This is a genomic window from Massilia sp. Dwa41.01b (assembly GCF_014171775.1).
Taxonomy (GTDB): Bacteria; Pseudomonadota; Gammaproteobacteria; order Burkholderiales; family Burkholderiaceae_D; genus Telluria.
Genome location: NZ_CP050454.1, coordinates 3,536,499 through 3,558,455, shown reverse-complemented (window position 1 = coordinate 3,558,455; position 21,957 = coordinate 3,536,499). Strand labels below are relative to the sequence as shown.

The window sequence follows — 21,957 nt, the reverse complement described above, 5'->3', positions numbered from 1 at the left end:
GAGTTCGACGGTCAGCGCCTTCATGCGGTTTTCCTGCTGCGCCAGCTGCTCCTGCAGGGCGTCGAGCGCGAGACGGATGTCGCGGTCGTCAAGCTCGAGCAGCAGGTCCCCGGGCGCCACCTGCTGCCCCGGCTTGGCATGCACCCTGGCCACGCGGCTGGCGACCGGGCTGGCCACGACTTCCTCGTGCACCGGGATGACGATGCCGGCGGCGTTGACGGTATTGGCGATGTCGGCGCGGCGCACGGTCGAGACGACGATGTCGGCCGCGTCGATACTCGGGCGCAGGGCGCGGTTCAGGCCCCAGCCGGCGCCGGCCACGGCGGCGAACAGGGACAGGCCGGCGAGGAGGCGAATGCGCTGGCGGCGGCGCAGGAAAACAGGGTCGATTGCTTGGTCCATGGCGAAATCTGGCAGGTCGTGCTCCTCTCCTTGCAAGCGCCGTGCCAGCGCCTTTTCCCGGGTGAGAACAGGGCGATGTGCATGCCGCGCTGCCCGCCAGCGGGCAGCGGTGTCCGGATCCGGACAGTACGCTTGCGCATTCGGGCGCGCTCTCGCATAATCGACTGTTGACCTGCCACGGCAACGCCACCATCCCCGCCACCATCGCCACCCTCGCATGCTCGACACGCTCGCCATCTTCGGCTTCAGCACGACTCCACTGGAACTGATCTCCTTCGCGCTGGCGGTCGCCACCGTCCTGCTCAACATCCGCCAGAACCACTGGGCCTGGCTGTTCTCGATCGCCGCATCAAGCACTTATGCGGTCGTCTTCTTCGACGCGCGCCTGTACGGCGACAGCGGCCTGCAACTGGTCTTCATCGCGGCTTCGATCTGGGGCTGGGTTCAGTGGCTGCGCGGCGCGGGCGACACGCGCCTGGCGGTCTCGCGGCTCGACCGCACGGGCTGGGCGTGGATGCTGGGCGGCTGGGCGCTGGCTTACCTGGCGCTGTCCTGGTTCCTGCAAACCTTCACCAACACCGACGTGCCGCATACGGACGGCTTCCTCACCGCCGGCAGCCTGGTCGGCCAGCTGCTGCTGGCGCGTAAGAAGGTCGAGAACTGGCATGTGTGGCTGGTGGTCGACGTGCTCTACGTGGGCCTGTACATCTTCAAGGACCTGCACGTGACGGCGGTGCTGTATGCGGTCTTCGTGGTGCTGGCCGCGCGCGGCCTGCGCGCCTGGAGCAATATCGCGGGGGTGAAGCCATGACGGTGCGCCGCATTGCCGTGCTGGGCGCCGAGTCGTCGGGCAAATCGACCCTGTGTGCGGCGCTGGCGGCGCGCTATGCGACCGCGTGGGTACCGGAATACCTGCGCGAATTCGTCGACACGCATGGCCGCGTGCCTTTCGAAGGCGACCAGTTCGGCATTGCCCGCACCCAGCGCGCGCGCGAGGATGCGGCGGCCGCCCTTGCCGAAGCCGGGGCGAAACGGGTGCTGTTCTGCGACACCACGCCCCTGATGACGGCCCTGTACAGCCGCGTGTACTGGGAACGGGTGGACGAGGAGCTGGCGCTGCTGGCGAGCCGCCACGAGTACGCGCTGACGCTGGTCACCGCACCGGATACGCCCTGGATGCCCGATGGCCTGATGCGCGAATCGGAAGAAGTGCGCCAGATGGTGTACGAGATGCTGCTGGCGGAGTTGACCGGGCGCAGGATCCCGTTCGTGCTGGTGCAGGGGGACCTGCCGCAGCGCGTGCGGCAGGTCGAACGGGCACTACATGTGCTGGGGATCGATTAGGAGCGCCTGAAAAACGTTTCAGGCGCTCCAGAACATGTTCAGAAGTCGAACTGCGCCGACATGCGGAAGGTGCGCGGTGCGCCCGGCAGCAGGTAGCCGCCCAGTTCCTGGGTGACGTCGCGCCAGTAGAACTTGTCGGTCAGGTTGTCCACCCGTGCACGCAGCGTAACGCTCGTCGCGCCCATCTTCACGCCATAGCTCGCGCCCAGGCCGAACACGTGGTAACCCGGCACATTGACGGTGTTTTCCGGATCGAAGGACTTTTCGCCCGCGTACTGCCACTGGCCGCTGACCTTCAGGCCCGGCACCGCCGCCACCGCATAATCCGCCCACAGCGTCGTCTTCAGTTCCGGCACGTTGGTGACGCGCTTGCCGTCGTAGCGCGCCGAGCCGGTGTCTTCCTGGCGCGCGCGCAGTGCCATCAGGGTGGCGCCATAGGTCAGGGCGCCGTTCGTGCGCTGGGCCGCCAGCTCGAAGCCGCGGTGCACCTGCTCGCCCTTGCGCACGAAGGTCGGCTTGGGCAAGCCGGTATCCTCGTCGAACTCGAAGCCCTTGGTGATCTGGAACAGGGCGGCGGTGAAGGCGACGTCGCCGAAGCTGCCCTTGGTGCCGAGTTCGACCTGCTTCGAACGGTTCTGGCCCAGGTCCGTGTTCTCGTTGTTGGTACCCATGTCGGCGACGCCGCCGGCGTCCAGGCCGCGGGCGAAGGTAGCGTACACGTTCCAGGATGGGGTGACGCCATACACCAGCGATACGCTCGGCAGGACGTACGCGCCGCGGCTATTGACCCAGCCCAGTTCCGGTTCCGGCAACTGGGTGGTGTCGATCTTCACGTAGCGCAGGCCGGCGTGCAGCGCCAGCTCGGGCGTGAGCGTGAGGATGTCCTGGACGAAGAGCGAACGTTCGCGCTCGGTGAAGCGTTCGCTGACCGGGCCGGTCGCCGGGTTGCCCGGCGCCGGATCGACGACCTGGTTCTGGTAGATGTTGCTCGAGCCGGCGTAGTCGTAGACGTAGTCGCCGTAGCGGTTATGGCGCTCGCTGTAGCTGGTGCCGACCGTCAGCACGTGGCGCAGCGCACCGGTGGCGACGCGTCCCTGCAGCTGCGCCTGGATGCCGAACGGGGTCTTGCGTTCGCCGACGCTCTGGTAGTCGTAGACGTCATAATCGCCGTTCGAGCAGTAGCCCGGATAGAAGCCCTCGCCCTCGTTGCTGCAGCCGTAGGGGAAGGCGGTGAAGTCGTCGCGCTTGAACCAGTGCTTGTTGGCCGCGACCGTCGCTCGCCAGTCGCTGTTGATGCGATAGTCGAAGCGCAGGCCGAAGTTGGCGCTGTCGGTGTCGACCGGTCTGGTCCAGGGCTGGGCGTTGAGCAGGGTCTTGGCCGAGATGTTCGCCGGCAGCGCCACGCCGCGGATCAGCTGGTAGCCGGGCGCGGTGATCTGTTCCTTGTGCTGGAAGTCCATGTCGAGCTGCAGCAGCGCGTCTGGTGTGATCTGCCAGTCGAAGGCGCCTGACACGAACTGGCGCTTGCCGTCGGCACCGTCGACGTAGGAGCGCAGGCGCTCGGCGGCGGCGTTGACGCGGTAGCCGAAGCGGCGGTCGTCGAAACGTCCGCCCAGGTCCAGCGCGCCATAGAGCGTGCCGCGCTCGCGCGCTTCGAAGGTCACGGAACGGAGCGGCGTGTTGGTCGGACGCTTGGTCACGAAGTTGAGGATGCCCCCCGGCGCGGCCAGGCCCGCCTGCATGCCGGCCACGCCCTTGAGCAGCTCGAGGCGCTCCTTGTTCTCGAGCGGGATCTGGGTATCGGCGGGGATGACGATGCCGTCCTTGCGATAGCCCGAGTTATTGTTCAGCATGAAGCCACGCACCGAGAACTGCTCGGCATAGCCGACCGCGTTGTAGGCATCGCCCACCGAGGCGTCGTAGGCCAGCGCATCGGTAGCGCTGCGAATCGAGAGGTTCTGCATCTGTTCGCGGGTGATTGCCGAGACCGAGACCGGGGTCTCGACGATCGGCAGGTCGGCGAAGCCGCCGATGCCGGCACGGTCGCTGACCGTCCATTTATTGCCGGTGACAAGCACCGAGGCGACCGGCTCCTGGGTCTGTGCGGACGCGTCGATGGTGAAAGCCTGGGCGAGGGCGCAGGCAAGTAAGGTGTGCTTTAAAACTGGTTTCATGGGTTTGCTCGTTTTCGCGCGCCACGATGGGCGCGCCGCTTCTTCAAAAAGCCGGAGCCAACGTGGGGGAAGGGCAAACAAGGGGGAACTGCGTTGCGCTTTCCTTCGCTGGCATTATCCAGATCAGGTACGAAGGGTATCTCTCACCCGAAGCGAAGCTTCAGGACCCCTAGCGAGGCGCGAGTGTACCACGGCCGGGGACGGCCGTGGTAATTCTGTCAAGGGGCGTGGGGTGGACGGCTCGACCGGGCAAGGGCCCGAGCCGTCCGGTTCGCGCCGTCCACGCGTTCAACAGGCGTCCGCGCTGGCGCGGCGTGGCAAAGCGAATTGGACGCGTGAGACCTCAGGCTTCGGCCGCTTCGTGCAGCGGCGATGCGTGCTCGTGGTGGGCGCGTGCGTGCTGCAGGTGGCGCTGCAGGGTGGCGCGGGTGCTGTCGCCGATCGCGCGCCAGTATTCGCGGCGCTGGGCGGCGCGCTTGCGGTGCTTCGACGGCATGTCTGCCAGGGGCTTGAGGTAGAAGGGCAGCGCCACCAGCCAGGCGTGGCCGGCCATCTCGACCCCGCCGAGCAGCTTCCAGAAGCCGTCGTAGGCATTCGTGAAGTGCTTCAGCTGGTCCGGGTCGAAGGCGATGTGCGAGCTGCATTTCACGGCCACCACCTGCTCCATGCCGACCGCCTGCGCCACGCCCTGCATCGCGGCGAAAGTGAAGAAGCTGGGCGAATTGTTGGGGAAGCAGCGTTCGAAGGCGTCGAAGGCTTCGCCCGAATCGGTCCAGCGGCCCTGGTTGCGGGCGATGAAGGGGACCAATGGAGACGGCACGCCGGCGACCGCGCCCTCGATCCACGAGAACGACAGGCGGTGCAGCACCTTGCCGTCGGCGACCAGGGCAATGGTCAGGTCGCCTTCGGCATTCATGCGCGAAGCCATCTCGAGGCGGATCACGAATTCGTTTTCGCCCACGGTCTGGCGCCACAGGGCCAGCCCGCCGGCCGCGTACACGGCCTGCTTGTAGGCGGCGTTGAAGGTGGTTTCCTCGAAGCGGTAGTGAGACAGGACGCACCGCACGCGATCGCTGGCGCTCAGGCCGCGCACCAGGTAGCCGCGGTGGCTGAGGTGGTGGAAGGGGTCGTCGTGGGACCGCAGCATCACGTAGTTGCGGTAGACGTCGAGCTGGCACAGGGCCGCGTGATCGCGATAGAACATCAGCACGCGGGCGCTGCGCAGGATCGACATCAGCCAGGATGACAAACGCAACTGGCGGCGGCCGGCCCGCCAATGGCGGGTCAGTTGAGCGAAGATCATGGGGCGCTCCGTTAAAGGCATCGGGTTGCAGGCAGGTTCATGGTGGCTTACCTGGCTGCTACCGGCGGTGACATTGCTCAAGGGAAATAAGTTCTCTGAGGCAATATTCTTATCGCCACGGTCACGCAAGGTCAACATGCATCTTCTCTCAGGTGTGGTTTATAGCGGAACGCCGGGTTCCCGTATTGCAAGATTATCACGCGCTAAACAGCTGCCGACAGTTCCTCGCCAGCACGGTTTCCGGTCGCCCCAGCGCGCATGCCGTCCGCATGAATGATTCCCGATCGTAACATATTGACGGCAAACGTTGCCTACAGGATAGGCGGTCGTTGCGCCGGCGGGACAGGCCTGCCCGGGTGCGGGGCGGCCGCTTTACCTGATCCCGGTTTCCGGCTCATGATGGCCTTTCGATCAACCTTGAGGATCCGATCATGGCGCAATCGTACGAACTGTTCTATTGGCCGGGCATCCAGGGACGCGGCGAATATGTCCGCCTGGCGCTGGAGGAAGCGGGAGAAGACTACGAGGACGTGGCGCGCGGTCCCGGTGGCGTCGATGCCATGATGGCCGCGCTCAAGGAAGGCCCGACGCCGGCCTTTGCTCCGCCTTTCCTGCGCGCCGGCGGCATGATGATCGGCCAGACCGCGGCGATCCTGATGTTCCTCGGCGAACGCCATGGCCTGGCGCCTCAGGATGTGCAGGGCCGGCTGTGGACCCACCAGCTGCAGCTGACGATCGGCGACCTGGTGGGCGAGGCGCACGAGACCCACCATCCGGTCGGCAGCAATCTGTATTACGAAGACCAGAAGCCGGAAGCGCGGCGGCGTGCGCAGGAATTCACGGCCGCGCGCATTCCCAAGTTCCTCCGTTATTTCTCGCACGTGCTGGGCGAGGGCGACTACCTGCTCGGGCAGGCGCTCGGCTATGCCGACCTGTCGCTGTTCCAGACCCTGGAAGGGCTGCGCTATGCCTTTCCGAAAGCGACGGCCCGCGCCCTGGCCGCGTATCCAAACCTGGAGCTGCTGCGCCAGCGGGTGGCCGGGCGGCCGCGCATTGGCGCCTACCTGGCGTCGCACCGGCGCCTGCCGTTCAGCGAGGAAGGGGTCTTCCGGCACTATCCGGAACTGGATGCGTAGCACCGGTGCAGCGCTTCAATCCCAGGGCGGCGCGAAATCCGGGTCGACCAGGCGCAAGCGATGCGCAGCGCATTTTAGTGCACCGCAAGGTCGAGAATGATTGCCCGAACTTCGGTCTGGCGCTAAGCTCAGAAGAGTATTACAGGACCGTAAAAAAACGTTCGTTCACCCTGAAAGGAGCGCAACATGAGTCTTAAGGTCAAGCCAGTCGAAGACGGCATGCACACCATCACCCCGCATCTGGTGTGTGCCCGCTGCAGCGAAGCCATCGAGTTCTACAAGAAGGCCTTCGGGGCCGAGGAAGTGATGCGCATGCCCATGCCCGATGGCCGCGTCGGCCACGCCATGCTGCGCATCGGCGATTCGCCGCTATTCCTGGCCGACGAGTTCCCCGACTACGGTTCCCTCAGCCCCTTGGCGCTGAAGGGCTCGCCGGTCGTCATCCACCTGTCGATTCCGAACGTGGACGAGATGTGGGCGCGCGCCACCGCAGCCGGCGCCACCGTGCGCATGGAACTGGCCGACGCCTTCTGGGGCGACCGCTATGGCCAGCTGGAAGATCCCTTCGGCCACCGCTGGTCGCTGGCGACCCATGTGCGCGACGTCTCGCCCGAGGAGATGCAGCAGGCGATGGACGACATGATGCGCCAACAGCAGGAGTGCGCACAGACGCCGGCCTGACCGGGCCGGGCCGGGCCTGGCCTGGCCGCGGCGCATGCGGCGGGCGTGTGCGGTCTGGCCGCGTTGCATGCCCGCGCTGTCCTGGCCTGGCCGCGGCGCATGGCCCGGGGTGTTCGGGCCCAGCCGCGCCGCGTGCCGCGGCGGGTCGCCCGCGCTACGCGGCAGCCGCGTGCAGGTGTTCGTACAGGATGAGGCTGCCGATGACGATGAGCACGAGGCCGCCCACCAGCTCGGCGCGCTTGCCGACCAGCGCGCCGAGGCCGCGTCCGAGCATCACGCCGATCGTCACCATGACGAAAGTGGCGCAGCCGATCGCGGCCGCGACCACCAGGATGTTAGCGTCGATAAAGGCCAGGCCGGCGCCGACGATCAGCGCGTCGATGCTGGTGGCCATGCCGGTCAGGGCCAGGCGCCAGAAACCGTGGCTGCTGGGCTTGTCTTCCCCGGTCTCGGGCGCCTGCAGGCCTTCGTGGATCATGCGCAGGCCGAGCAGGCCCAGCAGTACGAAGGCGATCCAGTGGTCCCAGGCTTGCACGTAGGGCGCGGCGGCCTGGCCGAGGGCCCAGCCAAGCAGTGGCGTCAAGCCTTCGATGACGCCGAAGATGGCACCGGTGCGCAGTGCCTCGCGCAGTTGCGGCCGCTGCAGGGCCGCACCCTTGCCGACGGCGGCGGCAAACGCATCGGTGGACATGGCAAGGGCGAGCGAGGCGGTAGCGGCGATATTCATGAAAACCTTCCATCGGGCGGAGGCGAGGGCAGGCCCGCGTGGCCCGAACGCACGCGGACATGCCAAAGGTCTTGCCAACCGGACGGCTGCCCGCACCACGGCGCGCTGGCGCCGAGCATGTTGATACGGGCACTGCACGCACAGCGGTGCTGGCGGCAGCAGGCTACTCCCCCAATGGATGGCGATATTGTACCGTAGGCGCAGGGGACGCGAGCCGCTCATCGGTGCCGGCCCGCGACCGTAACCCGCTGCGGCCGCCTCACGCTGAACGCGGGCATTTGCGCAAGCGCGAAGGGCCACGTAGACTGGACCGCGGGCCGGCGCCGCGCCGAACCACTACCCATGCCAGGAGGACAGTTTGGATACCGACGACATCGGCGCGCTCGACATCGTGATCGTGCCGCCCACGCATGACCCGGGCGACGGCTTCATGGTGCGGCGCGCACTGCCCAGCCGCCAGCGCCGCATGGTCGGCCCCTTCGTCTTCCTCGACCAGATGGGGCCGCACGTATTCCAGCCCGGGCGCGGCCTCGACGTGCGTCCGCACCCGCATGTGTGCCTGGCCACCGTCACTTACCTGTTCGACGGCGAAATCCTCCATCGCGACAGCCTGGGCAGCGTGCAGGCGATCCGTCCGGGCGAAGTCAACTGGATGACGGCGGGTAGCGGCATCGTCCATTCGGAGCGCACCGGCAGCGCGCTGCGCGAGGGCGGCTCCGCTTTGTTCGGGCTGCAATGCTGGGTGGCGCTGCCCGGCTGCTTCGAGGAAACCGCTCCCGCTTTTGCCCACCTCGATGCCGGCGCCTTGCCCGTGCTCGAAGGCGAGGGCATCAGTGCGCGCGTCGTCGCCGGCAGTTTCTGGGGCCGGCGCGCGCCGGTCGCCACCTTGTCCGACATGTTCTACGTCGACGTGATGCTCGATCCCGGTGCGCGCATCGCGATGCCGCCCGAGTATCCCGAGCAGGCCATTTATATTGTCGAGGGACGGCTCGACCTGGGCCGCGACGGCAGCTTCGATGCCGGCCAGCTGGTGGTATTGAAGCCCGGCGCCGAGGTCGTGCTTGCCGCCGCCGGGCCCGGCCGTACCCGCCTGATGCTGCTGGGCGGCGAGCCGATGGACGGGCCGCGCTACCTGTCTGGAATTTCGTCGCCAGTTCCGAGGAGCGCATCGAACAGGCCAGGCGCGACTGGCAGGAAGGGCGCTTCCCGCAGGTGCCCGGCGAGCACGAATTCATCCCGCTGCCCGAATCCCGGGGCAGGCCGGTGCGCTACCCCTGACGCGGCCAGCCGTGCCGGCCTCGCTGGCGCGCGCCCACCGCCGGCGAGTTTACGCCCATGTTTCGGCAAGGCCCGCGCAGAGACGTCCGGTGCGCCGACGCCCCGGCCGATGGCCTCGGCGTTCCTGACCGGCTCGAGCAGGCCGTCACCGGCCGCGCTATCATCTGAGCTCTACCATGCAAAAGGAGCAAGCCGTGCGCCACACCCTCCCTTCGACGACCCGTCCGGACCGCCCCGCGGCAGTGCCGTGCCGGCCTTGCGGCGCGCCACGTACAGGCGGCATGCTCGCAGCATCGGCATGCGGGTGCAGCGATGAACGCCGCGGAAGTCCAGCGCATCGCCGCCTTTTCCGACGGGATTCAGGGCGGCAATCCGGCCGGCGTCTGGATCGGCGAAACCATGCCGCCAGATACGAGCATGCAAGCCGTCGCCCACCAAATCGGCTACCCGAAACCGCATTCGCCGCGCCGCTGGGCGAGGGCTGGCGTGTGCGCTATTTTTCGCCGGAAGCGGAAGTGCCGTTCTGCGGCCATGCCACCATCGCCCTCGGCGCCGCGCTGGCGGCCCGCTGCGGCGACGGCGTCTATGCCTTGCAGCTGAACGATGCGGCAATTACCGTCGAGGGACGGCGCGAGGCAGACAGTGCGGACGGTGCAGCGCTGACCTCGGCCGCCCTGCAGTCGCCGCCGACGCGCAGTGCGCCGGCGCCTGCCGACGTGGTGGCGCGCGCGCTCGCCCTGTTCGGCTACCGCGGCGGGGATCTCGACCCGCGCATCCCGCCGGCCCTGGCCCATGGCGGGGCGACGCACACTGGTGCTGGCCCTGCGCAGCCGGGAAGCCGGGGGCGATGCGCTACGAGCTCGATGCGGGCCGTGCCTTCATGCGCGAGCTCGGCATAGTCACCGTGGTGCTTGTCTGGGCGGAAAACGAGCGGCTGTTCCATACGCGCAACCCGTTCGCGGCAGGCGGCGTGTATGAAGACCCGGCCACCGGGGCCGGCACCGCCGCGCTCGCCGGTTACCTGCGCGACATCGGCTGGCCGCACGGCGGCGGCATCGACGTGGTGCAGGGCGAAGACATGGGCATGCGCTCGCGCCTGCGTGCCGCCATCGGCGCGGAAGCGGGTGGATCGATCCGGGTCTCGGGGACGGCGCGGCCGCTGTAGTGCCGGACACTGCACGCCTGGCCTACGGCGGCGTGCGTGAAATCTTCGCATCGGCCGGCCCGTGATGTTGCAACTGAACATGCGAGCATACGCCGATCGTGCAGGCAGCGGATGCCGCTTTGGAATAGGGGTATGGCCTGCACTCATGGGTGCGCCTGGCGCGGCGCGCCTGCCAAATTGATGCTATGCAATATGCTTACTGACTCGCGAGTTTTGTCAATTTGGAAGTAAAGGGCAAAAGCCTTCCTGCTCCGCAGTTAGATATTTCTCCTGGAGATCGATAATTGTCGGGTGCCAAGTTTTCTTGCTTGGGCTTACTTAATTACGCAATCTTTAGGAGTTATCGGTCATGGAGCTGTGCCACGCAAACGTCGCTACCGGAGGAACCGCGCCCGCGATTCGACACATGGGTGCTCAGCAGGGTGCACGCGGCGCAGTCGAGCGCCTGCCGTTCACGATCCGCCGGGTCGAGACCGAAGACGACCTGCTCAAGGCCGTGCGCATCCGCCATGCCGCCTATGCGCGCCATGTGCCGGACTTCGCCCGCTCGCTGGCGCTGCCGGAAGCGGCCGACTACGAAAGCGACACCATCGTGCTGCTGGCCGAGTCCAGGCTCGACGGCACGCCGCTGGGCAGCACCCGCATCCGCACCAACCTGTTCCGGCCGCTGGGCGTGGAAGAATCGGTCGAGCTGCCGGACTGGCTGCAGGGACGCCGCCTGGTCGAAGCGACCCGCCTCGGCATCGACGAGGGCCGCACCGGCCGCATGGTCAAGATGGCGCTGATCAAGGCCTGCTACCTGTATTGCCAGCAGAACGACATCGAGTGGTCGGTCGCGACCGGCCGTCCGACCGTGGCGCGCCAGTACGAACAGCTGATGTTCGTCGATGTCTTCCCGGGGCAGGGCCCGATCCCGCTGGGCCACGTCGGCAACATCGCGCATCGCGTCATGGCCTTCGAGATCGCCAGTTTCGAGGCGCGCTGGGCGGCCGCGCGCCATCCGCTGCTGAACTTCTTCTTCAACACCGCGCATCCCGACATCGACGTCGGCCCCAAGCCCGACCCGAGCCGTCCGCGCGTGTGCTCCGCGCCGCAGGTGCCAATCGCCACGGCAGGCCTGGCGCCGCGCGCTCTGGCCCTGGCCTGACTCGATATTGCAACACGGAATCGCGCTAAGCTTGTATCCTTGCGCCTGACGAGGCTGTGCACGACGTGCGCGGCCTTTGCTGTTTGCTGCAGTAAGCTGCAGGTTGCTCTCGATACCGCCTATGCCTAACACTCCCGCTTCCACGCCCAGCGCTTCCCGGACCACGGTCCATGTCGCCGTCGAAAAAGTGCTGGGCGTGTTCGCGTATTACCTGATTCCCCTGGCAATAGGCCTGTTTTCCCTCGTCGCACTGCTGTTCTGGCACAACCAGTACAACGTGGGCGAGCCGGCCAAGCTGCCGCTGCGCGTTCTCGTGCAGGATGCCGACAGCACCTCCGCTGGCGCCACCCCGGTCGCCATCCTGTCGCGCCTGCAGTCCTACCCCACCGTGTCGAGTTACGAAACCCAGCTCGCCGAGCAGCCGATCTGGTTCAGCTTTGCACCGATGACGGCCTCGGTCGACCAGGACGTCATCGAATTTCCGTCGCGCCATGCACTGGCCGTCCGTTGCTGGGATGCGACAAGCTTGCGTCCGCTGGGCGACGCCACGCGCGGCCATTCGAGCGGGGCGATCGATGCCGTGAAGGCGGGCTTTGCGCTGCGCATGCCGCGCCTGCCGGCGCAAGTGCTGTGCAGCGGCCGCTTCGCCGGCCCGGCGCGGCTGATGGTGGCGCAATGGCCTTCGGCGCAGTTCGAATTGTCGGTCGAGCAGTACCATCGCAAGTCGGGCCTGCTCGACGGCGGCATGATCGTGCTCGCGCTGTTCGTGCTGCTGACCGCGCTCATCAACCGCCAGCCGCTGTACGTGCTCTTTGCCGGCTGGCTGATCCTGAACCTGCGGGTGGGCGCGCTGTCGGCCGGCTGGGATATCCAGTGGCTGGGCCAGACGATACCGGCCGACTGGCTGCTGGTCAGCCGTTCGGTGACCATCACCCTGTACGGCATCGCCACGCTCACCCTGTATCAGACGCTGCTGCGCGACAGCCTGGCCGGTTTGCGTTATGTGCTGCCGATGCGCGTCATGCAGTGGCTGTGCATGCCGATGCTGGCCGCGGCCGTCCTCTTGCCCTACCGCCTGTACCTGCCGATACTGTGGGTGATCTGCGCCTGCTGCCTGTCCCTGATGACGGTCGGCCTGTTCAAGGTCATCGTCGTCTCGCGCAACCGCGTCGCCGGCTGGTTCGCCGCTTCGTTTGCGCTGACCTTCGTCGCCTCGCTGGCCGAAGTCGTGTCGGCTGCGCTCGGCATACGCGACGTCCTCGACGTCCTCAACAGTGTCACTGCGGCCCTGGCCTCGAGCCTGCTGGCAGCCCTGGCCGTGGCCGAGCAGATGCGGGCCGAGACCGAGAAGCGCGAAGAAGCCCAGCGCAAGCTCGAGCAGGCCTACGAGGTCATGCCGGTTGGCCTGTTCACCCTCGATATGTTCGGCCACTTCCAGAGCGCCAACCCTGCGGTGCTGAAGATGCTCGGCGCGCGCGGCTTCGAACCCGGCCGCACTTCGTGGCGTCATTTCTTCAATGAAAACGTGTGGATGGAATTGCACGAGCAGGTGCGCGGCCGCAGCGATGCCGAGCTGGAAATCGCCAACCGCGACGGCAGCCAGCGTTTCCTGGTCAGCGCCACGCTGGCGCGCGGGCGCATCGAAGGCGTGCTGCAGGACATCACCGAAAAGTACAAGGCCACCGAGCAATTGCGCTTCATGGCCGATAACGATCCCCTCACCAAGGTATACAACCGGCGCGGCATCGAGAACATGTTCGAAGCCGCGACAGCCTCGCAGGCCGCCGGCCGGCCGATGGCGCTGGCCTACGTCGATCTCGACCGCTTCAAGCTGATCAACGACCTGTTCGGCCACGCGGCCGGCGACGAGGTGCTCAAGCAGGTGTGCGAGCGCATGGCGATGATGCTGGCCGGCGGCCAGCAGCTGGGACGGGTCGGCGGCGACGAATTCGTGATCGTCATGCCCGACACCGCCATTCCGCTCGCGTCGCTGATCTGCCGCGGCATCGTCGAACGCCTCGGCGGCACGCCTTACCGCGTCGGCGACAAGGCCTTCCACGTGCGCGGCTCGATCGGCCTGATCGAGGTGGCCACGGGCATGCCGATGAAGGATGCCATTTCCACCGCCGACCGCGCCTGCCGCGAAGCCAAGGAATCCAGCGACGGCCTGGTGGTGTACGAACGCAATGCCGCTGCCTTCCACGAGCGCGAGGCCGAACTGAACCTGGTGGCCAAGCTGCAGGGGCCGCAGGCCACGGACGATTTGTTCGTCGAGATGCAGCCGATCATGTCGCTGAAGAACCCGCACGACTCGCTCAACTTCGAGGTGCTGCTGCGCATGCGCGGCGCCGATGGACGCATCATGCCGGCCGGCCCGCTGATCGGGGCGGCGGAAAAGTCCGGCCGGGCCGGGGTCATCGACCGCTGGGTGCTGTCGACCACGCTGGCCTGGATCGCGGACAACATCGCGCGCCTGCCGAATACCCGCTTCGTCTGCATGAATTTGTCGGGCGCCTCGCTCAACGACGAGCGCTTCATTGCCGACACGATCGAGATCCTCGGGCGCCACGTCCACGTGGCCAGCCGCCTGTGCATGGAGATCACGGAAAGCGTGGCCCTGCACGACCTGGACAATACGCGCCGCTTCATCGACCAGGTGCGCGCCTATGGCGTGAAGGTCGCGCTCGACGACTTCGGCGCAGGCTACACCTCGTTCTCGTATCTGAAGGAACTCCCCGCCGACGTGCTGAAGATCGACGGCAATTTCATCGTCAACATCAACGCCCATCCGGCCAACGTCGCCATCGTCGAGGCCATCGTCAGCCTGGCCGTCAACCTCGGGATGAAGACCATTGCCGAGTGGGCCGAGGATGCGGCCACGGTGCAGACCCTGGCCGAGATCGGCGTCGATTACGTGCAGGGCTGGGCGGTGGCGCGCTCGCAGCCGCCCGAGCGCATCCTCGCCGCAAGCTCGTCCGCCAGCTTCATCCAGGACCAGGAATTGCTGGACCTGCTGCCGACGCTGGGCAGCATCGGTGCGCTGGACTTGCGCGGGATCGTCAAGCTGTAGGGTGGACGTGGCCGAGGAGACGGGTCTCCCGTCCACACGTTCATGCACACGGAAAATATCGGAGCGTTCTTTGTGCCGGCACTGTGTGGACGTGTGGACGGGGAACCCGTCCACCCTACGAACGTCATTGCGCCTGCTCTGAAAATATTACTGGATCGTCGCCAGCTGCGGCCTTGGATGGCGGTCCGCATCGATCAACAGCAATTGTGCGCGGGCTGCCTTCAGGGTGGCAACGTCGCGTGCCAGCGGCCGGTCGCGGCGCGGCACGCGCGGGCGCCAGTCGTGCTGGCGTTCCATCGCCGGCGTCGCCGCATAGCGCTGCACGGTCACGGTGCCTTGCGCCGTCTCCAGGGGGACGGCCTCGGCTGGCACTGCGTCGCCGCCACCGGAGCCCGTCGCGCCGGCGCTGCTGGACCCATGCATGCTGTCGCCCGCGCTATTGAGCGCAGACGCCGCCACCAGCTTCGAGGCGCGCGCATTGCTTTCGCAGGGCTGGTCGGTCAGCGTGACGTGGCCGGCGCGGTCGACGCATTTCAGGATGTCGGAACCCGCCAACGCGGCGGGGGCAGCGGCAAGGGCCGCAAGGGCAAGACTGAGCTGAGAGGCCAGGCGCTTCATGGTCACCTCCATCGTTACGATGGAACCATTGTCCTGGCCGAGATCGCCTCACTCTGTTCGGTGCTGCACGGTGCGTGGCCATTGTCAAAAAAACCACGGATGGGCTAGCTCTTCAAGCTGTATTGAATATAAGAAACATATTTCCGGGCGAACCAGGCCGGCGACGGCATGCCTGCGAATCATGTCCGGCAGGTCGTGGGCAGCCCGTCCGACTGGACGAATCCTGTCAAGCCACCAACTGGGCGAAGCGCGACAAATCGACGTTGCCGCCGCTGATCAGGATGCCCACGCGTTTGCCGGCCACCGGCACGATGCCGTTGAGCGCAGCCGCCGCGCCCAGGCAGCCGGTCGGCTCGACCACCATCTTCATCCGTTCGGCAAAGAATTTCATGGTGTCGACCAGCTGGGCGTCGGAAACAAGCACGATATCGTCGACGCGGCGGCGGATGACTTCGAAATTGTGCTCGCCCACATGGGTGACCATGGCGCCGTCGGCGATCGTGTTCGGCACGCCGATGTGCACGATCTCGCCCTTGCGCAGCGACTGCTGGCCATCGTTGCCGGCTTCCGGCTCGACGCCGATCACCTTGCAATCGGGCGCCAGGCCGCTGGCGGCCAGCGCGCTGCCGGCCAGCAGGTCACCGCCGCCGAGCGGCACCAGCAGCAGGTCGAGCGGGCCGACGTCTTCGAACAGCTCCTTCGCCGCCGTGCCCTGGCCGCAGATCACGTCCGGATGGTCGTAAGGGGGAATCAGGGTCATGCCGCGCTCCTGCGCCAGGCGCCGGCCGATCTCTTCGCGGTTCTCCGTGTAGCGGTCGTAGAAGATCACTTCGCCGCCGTATTCCTTCGTCGCCTGCACCTTCAGGGCCGGGGCGTCCTGCGGCATGATGATCGTTGCCTTGATGCCCGCCAGGCGCGCCGACAGCGCGATCGCCTGCGCGTGGTTCCCCGACGAGAAGGTCAGTACGCCCGCCATGCGCTGCGCGTCGCTAAAACGCGCGATGGCGTTCCAGGCACCGCGGAACTTGAACGCGCCCATGCGCTGGTAGTTCTCGCACTTGAAGAACAGCTCGGCGCCAGTGCGCGCATTCGCGGTGCTCGAGGTCAGCACGGGCGTGCGGTGGGCGGCGCCGGCGAGGCGGGCTGCGGCCTGTTCGACGTCGCTGTACTGGAGGAGGGCGGTATCGGTCATGTTCGTTCGAAGTGATGGGTTCAGGGCGCCAGCGGCAGGTTGAGGGCGACCAGCAGCCCGCCGCCTTCGCGGTTGCGCACGTCCAGGTCGGCATTGTGGCGGCTGACCACGCGCTCGACGATGGCCAGGCCGAGGCCTGCACCATTGGCCTGGCCGCGTGCCGTGTCGAGGCGGGTAAAGGGTTTCAGGAGCTGGTTGATCTGGTCGGGCGGCACGCCGGGTCCGCGGTCGCCGATCTCGACGACGGCGCGGCGCCCCTTTGCCGTGCTGCGCACGTGGCAGGCGAAGTCGATCTCGACCAGGTCGGTGTCGGGATTGCGTGCATAGCGGCGCGCGTTCTCGACGATGTTGTTGATGACGCGGCGCAGGTCGATCTCGTTGCCCATCACGCGCACGCCTTCCTCGATATCGGTGCTCACGCGCACCTTCGGCAAGCGCGTCGCGTGCTGGGCGCAATCGAGCAGCAGGCCGGACAGGTCCACCGGCACGAAGCTCGCGCTTTCGGTCGGCTTGGCATAGTCGAGGAACTGGCCGATGATCGCGTCCATCTGGGCGATATCGGACTGCATGCCGTCGCGCGCTTCCGTCGATAGATTGGCCATCTCGAGTTCGAGCTGCATGCGCGCCAGCGGCGTGCGCAGGTCGTGCGAGATGCCGGCCAGGATGACGGCGCGGTCGTTCTCGACCTGGGCCAGGTCCTCCACCATCTGGTTGAAGCTGCGGTTGGCCTCGATGATCTCCTGCGAGCCTTTTTCCGGCAGAGGGGGAGGGCGTTCGCCCTTGGCAATGGCGCGCGCGGCCGCGGTCAGGCGCGCCAGCGGCAGGTTGATCAGGCTGGAAATGAGCGCCGCGCCCAGCAGCGAGAGCACGCCCACCACGCTGGCCCAGCCGAGCCACTGGATGCGGGTCAGGCCGACGATGCGTTCGCGTTCGAGCATCAGCCAGTACTGGTCGTCCTCGATGTTGAAGCTGATGTAGAAGCCGGCGACGCCGTTCACGCGGCTGGAAAAGCGCGTCTGCTGGCCGAGCTTTTCGCGCACGGCGGCGGCGATTTCCGGCATCAGGGGATTGGCTGGCGGCGGATCGACCTGGTCGCTGTCTTCCAGCGCGAAGATGCGGATGCCCTCGTTCGAGACCAGTTCGAGCAGCAGTTCGCGGCGCAGGTCGGGCGCGGAGTGGGTCAATGCCGCCTTGGTGATGGTGACGACCGAGACCACCAGTTCGGCCGTCTGCTGCACCTGCGGGCCGCGCTGGAACACGTTCATCAGGCCGATCCACGAACCCATCGACACGGTCGTGAGCAGCGACAGCAGGAAGAAGGTGCGCCAGAACAGGCCGCTGCGGAACCAACCCTTGCCGCCGGGGCGCGATTGGCCGGGCCGCGATTGGCCGGGCCGCGAATGGCCCGGCTGCGGGGAGCCGGGCGCCGTTGACAACGAGGGAAGCACTAGCGCGGCTGGCCTTCAGGAATGAACACGTAACCCAGGCCCCAGACGGTCTGGATGTAGAGCGGGCTCGATGGGTCGGGTTCGATGAGCTTGCGCAGGCGCGAGATCTGGACGTCGAGCGAACGATCGAACACCTCGTATTCGCGGCCGCGCGCCAGTTCCATCAGCTTTTCGCGCGACAGCGGCTGGCGCGCGTGGCGCGCGAACACTTTCAGTACCGAGAATTCGCCCGTGGTGAGGGGCACGGTTTCGCCGTTCTTCTTCAGCGTGCGCGTGCCCAGGTCGAGCACGAACTGGCCGAACTCGAAAGTCTGCGGGGTTTCCGACGGCGCGCCGGGAATCTCGTCCGGGCCCTTGCGGCGCAGCACCGCGCCGATGCGCGCCACCAGCTCGCGCGGGTTGAAGGGCTTGGGCAGGTAATCGTCGGCGCCCATCTCCAGGCCGACGATGCGGTCGACGTCTTCGCCCTTGGCGGTGAGCATGATGATCGGCGTCTGGTCGCCCGCGCCGCGCAGGCGGCGGCAGATCGACAGGCCATCCTCGCCCGGCAGCATCAGGTCGAGCACCAGCAGGTCGTAGCGCTCGCGCAGCCACAGCTTGTTCATCGCGGGCGCGCTCTCGGCCGTCACGACCTGGAAACCCTGTTCCGTGAGGTAGCGGCGCAGCAGGTCGCGCAGGCGCACGTCATCGTCGACGACCATGATCTTGGCGCTATGGCCGCCCGCGCCGGTGCCCGTGCTGCCCGAATTGGTAGAGGAGGAAGGGTTCATAGGTTATGCAATTGTCAGAATCATGTCGCTATGGTAACTTCTTATGGCTGGAGCTGCAGGTGTCGTGAACGGGGCATTACAATGTGTTACAAACTTTACCCAATTAGGCTTATACCCCAGGGCCAATCCACATACACTGGGCACCAGTGAAGTACAGCTTATCTGTTTATCCGGCATCGCGGAAGAGGAACACCATGAAACACGCGCTCACCAAAATCTATGCAGGAACCGAGGCCATGGGCCCGCGGCTTGCCCGCGTGGCGCGCCAGGGTGTTGCCGTGTGCGTGCTGGCTTGCGCCGGCATCGGTGCCGCCAGGCACAGTATCACGGCCGTCGCGACGAGGCCCAGATGCAGCCGCCACCGTCGCCGCGCGCCGAACGCCTGCCGCCGCCTGAAGCGCCGCGCGACCGCGCATCCCGACCAGCAACGCTATTACGACCAGCAGCGCGCCGCCGAGGAGCAGCAGCGCCGCCAGGTGCAGGAAGCTCCGCCGGAGCGCCGCGGTGGCCGCCTCACGCCTGACGAGCGGCGCGATCTGCGTCGCCAGATCAACGAGGCGGGGATGGACATCTACCCGAACGCGCGCCGTCGTTAAACAGCGCTGCATCGAGGCAGGATAGGAAAGCCGGGTCTGTCCCGGCTTTTTGTTTGCCCGCGCGCAAACGAACGGACTGTCGCCCATTCCAGAAATTTATCTTATGGCAGCGTTTATTTATTTTTGACAACGTGCTAGGCTGATGCGTGGCTGACCTCGTCGTACCGTCGGGGCTCCAGTCAACCCCTTGGAGCATCAACGTGTCCGACCCCGTCCTGTCACCCGCTACCCATGCCGCCCCCGCCACGCGTTTCGCTGGCGCCGGTCCCGAGCACTGTATCGCGCACCGTGCCGACGGCGTCTATGCCGACCCGGCCGTACTGGGCACGACCCTGCTTGCGGCGGTCGACGCCCTGTTGCGCGGCGGATCCTTTTTCCGCGGCCTGAACTACCCGGTCCTGATCAAGGCGCTGTACGACAGCGGCCCGGCATTGCCGGTGGGACCCGGCGGCGAGGCCCTGGTCCGGCTGGCGGATGACATCCTTCCTTTCGACGCCAGCCGGCGCGGTCTGTACCGCTCGGTCAAGATCCGCGATGGCCAGGCCGAATACTGTTTCGAGCCGGTATTCGCGACGGCAGCCGATGGCATGGGCGAGCAGCCGACCCGGCTCGACGTCGACGAGTTCGTGGCCGACATGTGGCAGAAGGGGATTCGCTTCGGCATCGACATCGCCGCCGTCAAGCAGGGCATCGACCATCCGAACACGGGGCGGATCGTGGTGGCGCGCCGCCTGGAGCCCGAGGCCGGACAGGACGCCACCGTCGTCGAGGTTTCGGACGACATCCACCGCAGCGACGCGCCGCGCCAGCTCGCCAACGGCAAGCTCGACCTGATGAGCTTCCAGAACCGCTTTCCGCAGGTGCCTGCCGGCGCCTGCCTGCTGCAGAAGCTGCCCCCGCGCCCGGGCGCGCCCGGCTTCGAGCTGTCGGGCATCCGCATCGAACCGGCCGCGCCGAACGAACTCGATTTCGCAGCTTACACAGGCGCGGGTACCCGCATCGAACGCCTTGCCGGCGGCGAGTACCTCGTCGCCACCCGCACGGGTTTTCTCAACGTCGACCCGAAGACGCACCAGGTCTCGATCGACGACAAGGTCATCAGCCGCGACGGCGTTAGCGCCCGCACGACGGGCAACCTGCAGCTGAGCGGCGATTACGAGGAATTCGGCGAGGTCCAGGAAAAGCGCGTCATCGAGGGCAACAGCATCACGGTGCATGCCGACGTCTACGGCGAAGTCGTCTCGCGCGGCGGCAGCGTGCGCCTGTGCGCCAACCTGGTCGGCGGCAGCGCCCACAACAAGCGCGGCGACATCCGCGTCGACGGCGTCACCTCGAACGCCGTGATCGCGGCCAGTGCCGGCAGCGTGACCCGGCGCGCGCCGAGAACTGCGTCGTCTCCGGCACCCGCGTGCACATCGACGTGGCCATCAACTGCGAGATCGTCGCCGACGAGGTGACGATCGGCCTGGCGGAAGGCTGTGCGGTGGCGGCGCGCAAGCTTGATATCGAGAGCAGCGCGCCCTGGCGCGACAGCGAGATGCTGGTCTATGTCCTGTGCGCCGATTGCGGACGCATCGACGAGGTGATCGCGCAGGTGGGCGCCCGCCTGGCGGAGTTCGATGCGCTCCTTGCCCGCCACAAGAGCGCGCAGGCGCAGCTGTGCTCCCAGCCGGCGGTGCGCCAATACCTCGACATCGCCGGACGCGTGCGCAGCGGCGAGATGACGCTGACGCCCGCCCAGAACGGGCAGTTCCGCCAGATCGGGCAGGCCGTCGCGGCTGACCTGCAGAAGATCGGCGAACTCGGTGCGGCGCGCAAGGCGGCTGAGGCCGAGCTGGCGCAAGGCCAGGCGCTGCTGGCGCGCTTCACGGCCGAGCGCGCCGAACGGGCGGGCACGAGCGAAGTCCGGATCGCACTCGCGCAGGGCGAGACGGGCGTGCGCCGCTGTGCGGTCGATCCGGACGGACCGCCACCCTATCGCCAGGGTGCGCGCGAGATCCGCCTGTGGCTGCGTGGCAGCGAGGGCGAGCGGCTCGGGTCGGTCACCAGCGGCAGCTATTCCTGGAGCAACGTGGCGGCGCCGGAGGCGGCGGGAGCGGTCTGACCTTGCAGAAAATATTCACTTAGGAAATATTGACTGTCCTCAACGAGGGCAGGGGGCCGCCGCCCTAGCATGGTGTCTGTTCATGAAAGGACCGATCATGCAGAAGGAAACACGCGGCACGGCGGGCAAGGACTTCCTCAGTTTCACGCTCGGCGGTCTCGAATACGGGCTCGATTTCGGCCAGGTGCAGGAACTGCGGGTGCTCAAGTCGCTGGAGCGCTTCGCTTCGCGCGGCGAGGTCGTCGAGGGCGTCGCCCTGTCGCGCGGCGTGATCATGCCCATCGTCGACATGCGCGCCGCCTTCAGCGGCCGCCCGGTGGCCACCACGCCGAATACCGACGTCATCATCCTCAAGCTGTCGAGCTGCGTGATGGGCATGGTGGTCGACGGCGTCACCGACGTCGTGCACCTGCGGCTTGATCAGATCTCGCCGATCCCCGGTTCACACGGCGGCGCCATCGATTACCTGATCGGCCTGGGCGTGAGCGAGGGCCGGCGCCTGATCCTGGTGGACATCGACCGGCTGATGTCGATCGATCGGCGCAGCGCCGAGCGCCAGGTGGCGTGAGACGAACGTAGGGTGGGCACGGGGTGCCCACCCTACATTACTGATATCGATAGATCAGCGCAGCGCCGAGTGGCGTAGGGTGGGCGGCTCCACTTGGGCGTGCGATCATTGATGGTGCGTGCGCCGCCCACGCGTTCAAACCACGGCGGCATACACGCGACGCTACACAACGCGGTTGAATGCATGTAAGGCCGCGTGGACGCTAACCTGGGTTGAACGCGTGTGCGGCGCTAA

Annotated in this window: 17 protein-coding genes, 3 pseudogenes and 1 riboswitch; of the genes and pseudogenes, 12 read left to right on the top strand and 8 right to left on the bottom strand. The window is 66.9% G+C overall.

The features are described from left to right. Positions 1–99: 99 nt before the first annotated feature. Positions 100–402: pseudogene (locus G4G28_RS26585) on the bottom strand (ABC transporter permease); the annotation flags it as partial. Between the two features lie 217 nt (positions 403–619). On the opposite strand from G4G28_RS26585, the gene pnuC reads away from it, so the two are divergent. Both pnuC and G4G28_RS16285 read left to right on the top strand, forming a co-directional pair. Next, a complete protein-coding gene (gene pnuC, locus G4G28_RS16290) occupies positions 620–1,213 on the top strand; it encodes a nicotinamide riboside transporter PnuC (protein WP_182989057.1) in 594 nt (197 codons plus the stop codon). After that, positions 1,210–1,746 carry an AAA family ATPase gene (locus tag G4G28_RS16285; RefSeq protein WP_182989056.1) on the top strand — a complete coding sequence of 179 codons (537 nt, stop codon included), beginning with the start codon at positions 1,210–1,212 and terminating at the stop codon, positions 1,744–1,746. The genes pnuC and G4G28_RS16285 overlap by 4 nt, the downstream gene beginning before the upstream one ends. Before the next feature lie 38 nt (positions 1,747–1,784). Here G4G28_RS16285 and G4G28_RS16280 read toward each other — a convergent pair whose 3' ends face one another. Both G4G28_RS16280 and G4G28_RS16275 read right to left on the bottom strand, forming a co-directional pair. Next, positions 1,785–3,920 (bottom strand): TonB-dependent siderophore receptor, encoded by a 2,136-nt coding sequence (locus tag G4G28_RS16280; RefSeq protein ID WP_182989055.1) that lies wholly within the window; start codon positions 3,918–3,920, stop codon positions 1,785–1,787. 83 nt (positions 3,921–4,003) lie between these two features. Beyond that, positions 4,004–4,101, bottom strand: a riboswitch (TPP riboswitch). Positions 4,102–4,263: 162 nt separating this feature from the next. Further along, positions 4,264–5,223, bottom strand: a complete 960-nt coding sequence (locus tag G4G28_RS16275) for a DUF535 family protein (RefSeq protein WP_182989054.1) — start codon at positions 5,221–5,223, stop codon at positions 4,264–4,266. A 431-nt stretch (positions 5,224–5,654) separates the two neighbouring features. On the opposite strand from G4G28_RS16275, the gene G4G28_RS16270 reads away from it, so the two are divergent. Next, positions 5,655–6,359, top strand: coding sequence for a glutathione S-transferase (locus G4G28_RS16270; protein ID WP_182989053.1), 705 nt, complete (start codon positions 5,655–5,657; stop codon positions 6,357–6,359). A gap of 186 nt (positions 6,360–6,545) precedes the next feature. Continuing rightward, positions 6,546–7,040 (top strand): VOC family protein, encoded by a 495-nt coding sequence (locus G4G28_RS16265; RefSeq protein ID WP_182989052.1) that lies wholly within the window; start codon positions 6,546–6,548, stop codon positions 7,038–7,040. 154 nt (positions 7,041–7,194) lie between these two features. On the opposite strand, the gene mntP is transcribed toward G4G28_RS16265, so the two are convergent. After that, positions 7,195–7,767: a manganese efflux pump MntP gene (mntP, locus tag G4G28_RS16260; RefSeq protein WP_183107587.1), complete on the bottom strand. Its 573-nt coding sequence runs from the start codon at positions 7,765–7,767 to the stop codon at positions 7,195–7,197. A gap of 430 nt (positions 7,768–8,197) precedes the next feature. On the opposite strand from mntP, the pseudogene G4G28_RS16255 reads away from it, so the two are divergent. From G4G28_RS16255 to G4G28_RS16240, 4 genes and pseudogenes are all read left to right on the top strand, one after another. Next, positions 8,198–9,045: pseudogene (locus G4G28_RS16255) on the top strand (pirin family protein). A gap of 312 nt (positions 9,046–9,357) precedes the next feature. Continuing rightward, a pseudogene (locus G4G28_RS16250) lies at positions 9,358–10,210 on the top strand (PhzF family phenazine biosynthesis protein). 406 nt (positions 10,211–10,616) lie between these two features. Further along, positions 10,617–11,357, top strand: a complete 741-nt coding sequence (locus G4G28_RS16245; protein WP_229425132.1) for a hypothetical protein — start codon at positions 10,617–10,619, stop codon at positions 11,355–11,357. A gap of 121 nt (positions 11,358–11,478) precedes the next feature. Further along, a complete protein-coding gene (locus G4G28_RS16240) occupies positions 11,479–14,427 on the top strand; it encodes a bifunctional diguanylate cyclase/phosphodiesterase (RefSeq protein WP_229425131.1) in 2,949 nt (982 codons plus the stop codon). A 147-nt stretch (positions 14,428–14,574) separates the two neighbouring features. On the opposite strand, the gene G4G28_RS16235 is transcribed toward G4G28_RS16240, so the two are convergent. From G4G28_RS16235 to ompR, 4 genes are all read right to left on the bottom strand, one after another. Then, positions 14,575–15,045 carry a DUF4124 domain-containing protein gene (locus G4G28_RS16235; RefSeq protein ID WP_183107586.1) on the bottom strand — a complete coding sequence of 157 codons (471 nt, stop codon included), beginning with the start codon at positions 15,043–15,045 and terminating at the stop codon, positions 14,575–14,577. 226 nt (positions 15,046–15,271) lie between these two features. Then, positions 15,272–16,237, bottom strand: coding sequence for a threo-3-hydroxy-L-aspartate ammonia-lyase (locus G4G28_RS16230; RefSeq protein ID WP_183107585.1), 966 nt, complete (start codon positions 16,235–16,237; stop codon positions 15,272–15,274). A gap of 20 nt (positions 16,238–16,257) precedes the next feature. Then, positions 16,258–17,523 (bottom strand): ATP-binding protein, encoded by a 1,266-nt coding sequence (locus G4G28_RS16225; protein ID WP_182991849.1) that lies wholly within the window; start codon positions 17,521–17,523, stop codon positions 16,258–16,260. A gap of 161 nt (positions 17,524–17,684) precedes the next feature. Further along, positions 17,685–18,386 (bottom strand): two-component system response regulator OmpR, encoded by a 702-nt coding sequence (gene ompR, locus G4G28_RS16220; RefSeq protein WP_229425647.1) that lies wholly within the window; start codon positions 18,384–18,386, stop codon positions 17,685–17,687. Positions 18,387–18,649: 263 nt separating this feature from the next. Between ompR and G4G28_RS16215 the strand changes: the two genes are divergently transcribed. From G4G28_RS16215 to G4G28_RS16205, 4 genes are all read left to right on the top strand, one after another. Beyond that, complete coding sequence (locus G4G28_RS16215) at positions 18,650–19,051, top strand: hypothetical protein (protein WP_183108516.1); 402 nt, start codon at positions 18,650–18,652, stop codon at positions 19,049–19,051. A 200-nt stretch (positions 19,052–19,251) separates the two neighbouring features. Next, positions 19,252–20,508 carry a flagellar assembly protein A gene (locus G4G28_RS26580; RefSeq protein ID WP_229507681.1) on the top strand — a complete coding sequence of 419 codons (1,257 nt, stop codon included), beginning with the start codon at positions 19,252–19,254 and terminating at the stop codon, positions 20,506–20,508. Continuing rightward, positions 20,460–21,155 carry a hypothetical protein gene (locus G4G28_RS26575; RefSeq protein ID WP_229507680.1) on the top strand — a complete coding sequence of 232 codons (696 nt, stop codon included), beginning with the start codon at positions 20,460–20,462 and terminating at the stop codon, positions 21,153–21,155. The genes G4G28_RS26580 and G4G28_RS26575 overlap by 49 nt, the downstream gene beginning before the upstream one ends. Positions 21,156–21,252: 97 nt before the next feature. Beyond that, entirely contained in the window at positions 21,253–21,723 is a 471-nt protein-coding gene (locus tag G4G28_RS16205) for a chemotaxis protein CheW (protein ID WP_229425130.1), read from the top strand. Positions 21,724–21,957: the final 234 nt, after the last annotated feature.

Excerpts from the sequence above, each read along its gene's own strand:
- G4G28_RS16225 (WP_182991849.1), bottom strand. The coding sequence starts at position 17,523 with ATGGGTTCGTGGATCGGCCTGATGAACGTGTTCCAGCGCGGCCCGCAG.
- G4G28_RS16280 (WP_182989055.1), bottom strand. The coding sequence starts at position 3,920 with ATGAAACCAGTTTTAAAGCACACCTTACTTGCCTGCGCCCTCGCCCAG.
- G4G28_RS16215 (WP_183108516.1), top strand. The coding sequence starts at position 18,650 with ATGAAACACGCGCTCACCAAAATCTATGCAGGAACCGAGGCCATGGGC.
- G4G28_RS16245 (WP_229425132.1), top strand. The coding sequence starts at position 10,617 with ATGGGTGCTCAGCAGGGTGCACGCGGCGCAGTCGAGCGCCTGCCGTTC.
- G4G28_RS16285 (WP_182989056.1), top strand. The coding sequence starts at position 1,210 with ATGACGGTGCGCCGCATTGCCGTGCTGGGCGCCGAGTCGTCGGGCAAA.
- G4G28_RS16235 (WP_183107586.1), bottom strand. The coding sequence starts at position 15,045 with ATGAAGCGCCTGGCCTCTCAGCTCAGTCTTGCCCTTGCGGCCCTTGCC.
- G4G28_RS16230 (WP_183107585.1), bottom strand. The coding sequence starts at position 16,237 with ATGACCGATACCGCCCTCCTCCAGTACAGCGACGTCGAACAGGCCGCA.
- G4G28_RS16205 (WP_229425130.1), top strand. The coding sequence starts at position 21,253 with ATGCAGAAGGAAACACGCGGCACGGCGGGCAAGGACTTCCTCAGTTTC.
- mntP (WP_183107587.1), bottom strand. The coding sequence starts at position 7,767 with ATGAATATCGCCGCTACCGCCTCGCTCGCCCTTGCCATGTCCACCGAT.
- pnuC (WP_182989057.1), top strand. The coding sequence starts at position 620 with ATGCTCGACACGCTCGCCATCTTCGGCTTCAGCACGACTCCACTGGAA.
- G4G28_RS16265 (WP_182989052.1), top strand. The coding sequence starts at position 6,546 with ATGAGTCTTAAGGTCAAGCCAGTCGAAGACGGCATGCACACCATCACC.
- G4G28_RS16240 (WP_229425131.1), top strand. The coding sequence starts at position 11,479 with ATGCCTAACACTCCCGCTTCCACGCCCAGCGCTTCCCGGACCACGGTC.
- G4G28_RS16275 (WP_182989054.1), bottom strand. The coding sequence starts at position 5,223 with ATGATCTTCGCTCAACTGACCCGCCATTGGCGGGCCGGCCGCCGCCAG.
- G4G28_RS16270 (WP_182989053.1), top strand. The coding sequence starts at position 5,655 with ATGGCGCAATCGTACGAACTGTTCTATTGGCCGGGCATCCAGGGACGC.
- ompR (WP_229425647.1), bottom strand. The coding sequence starts at position 18,386 with ATGGTCGTCGACGATGACGTGCGCCTGCGCGACCTGCTGCGCCGCTAC.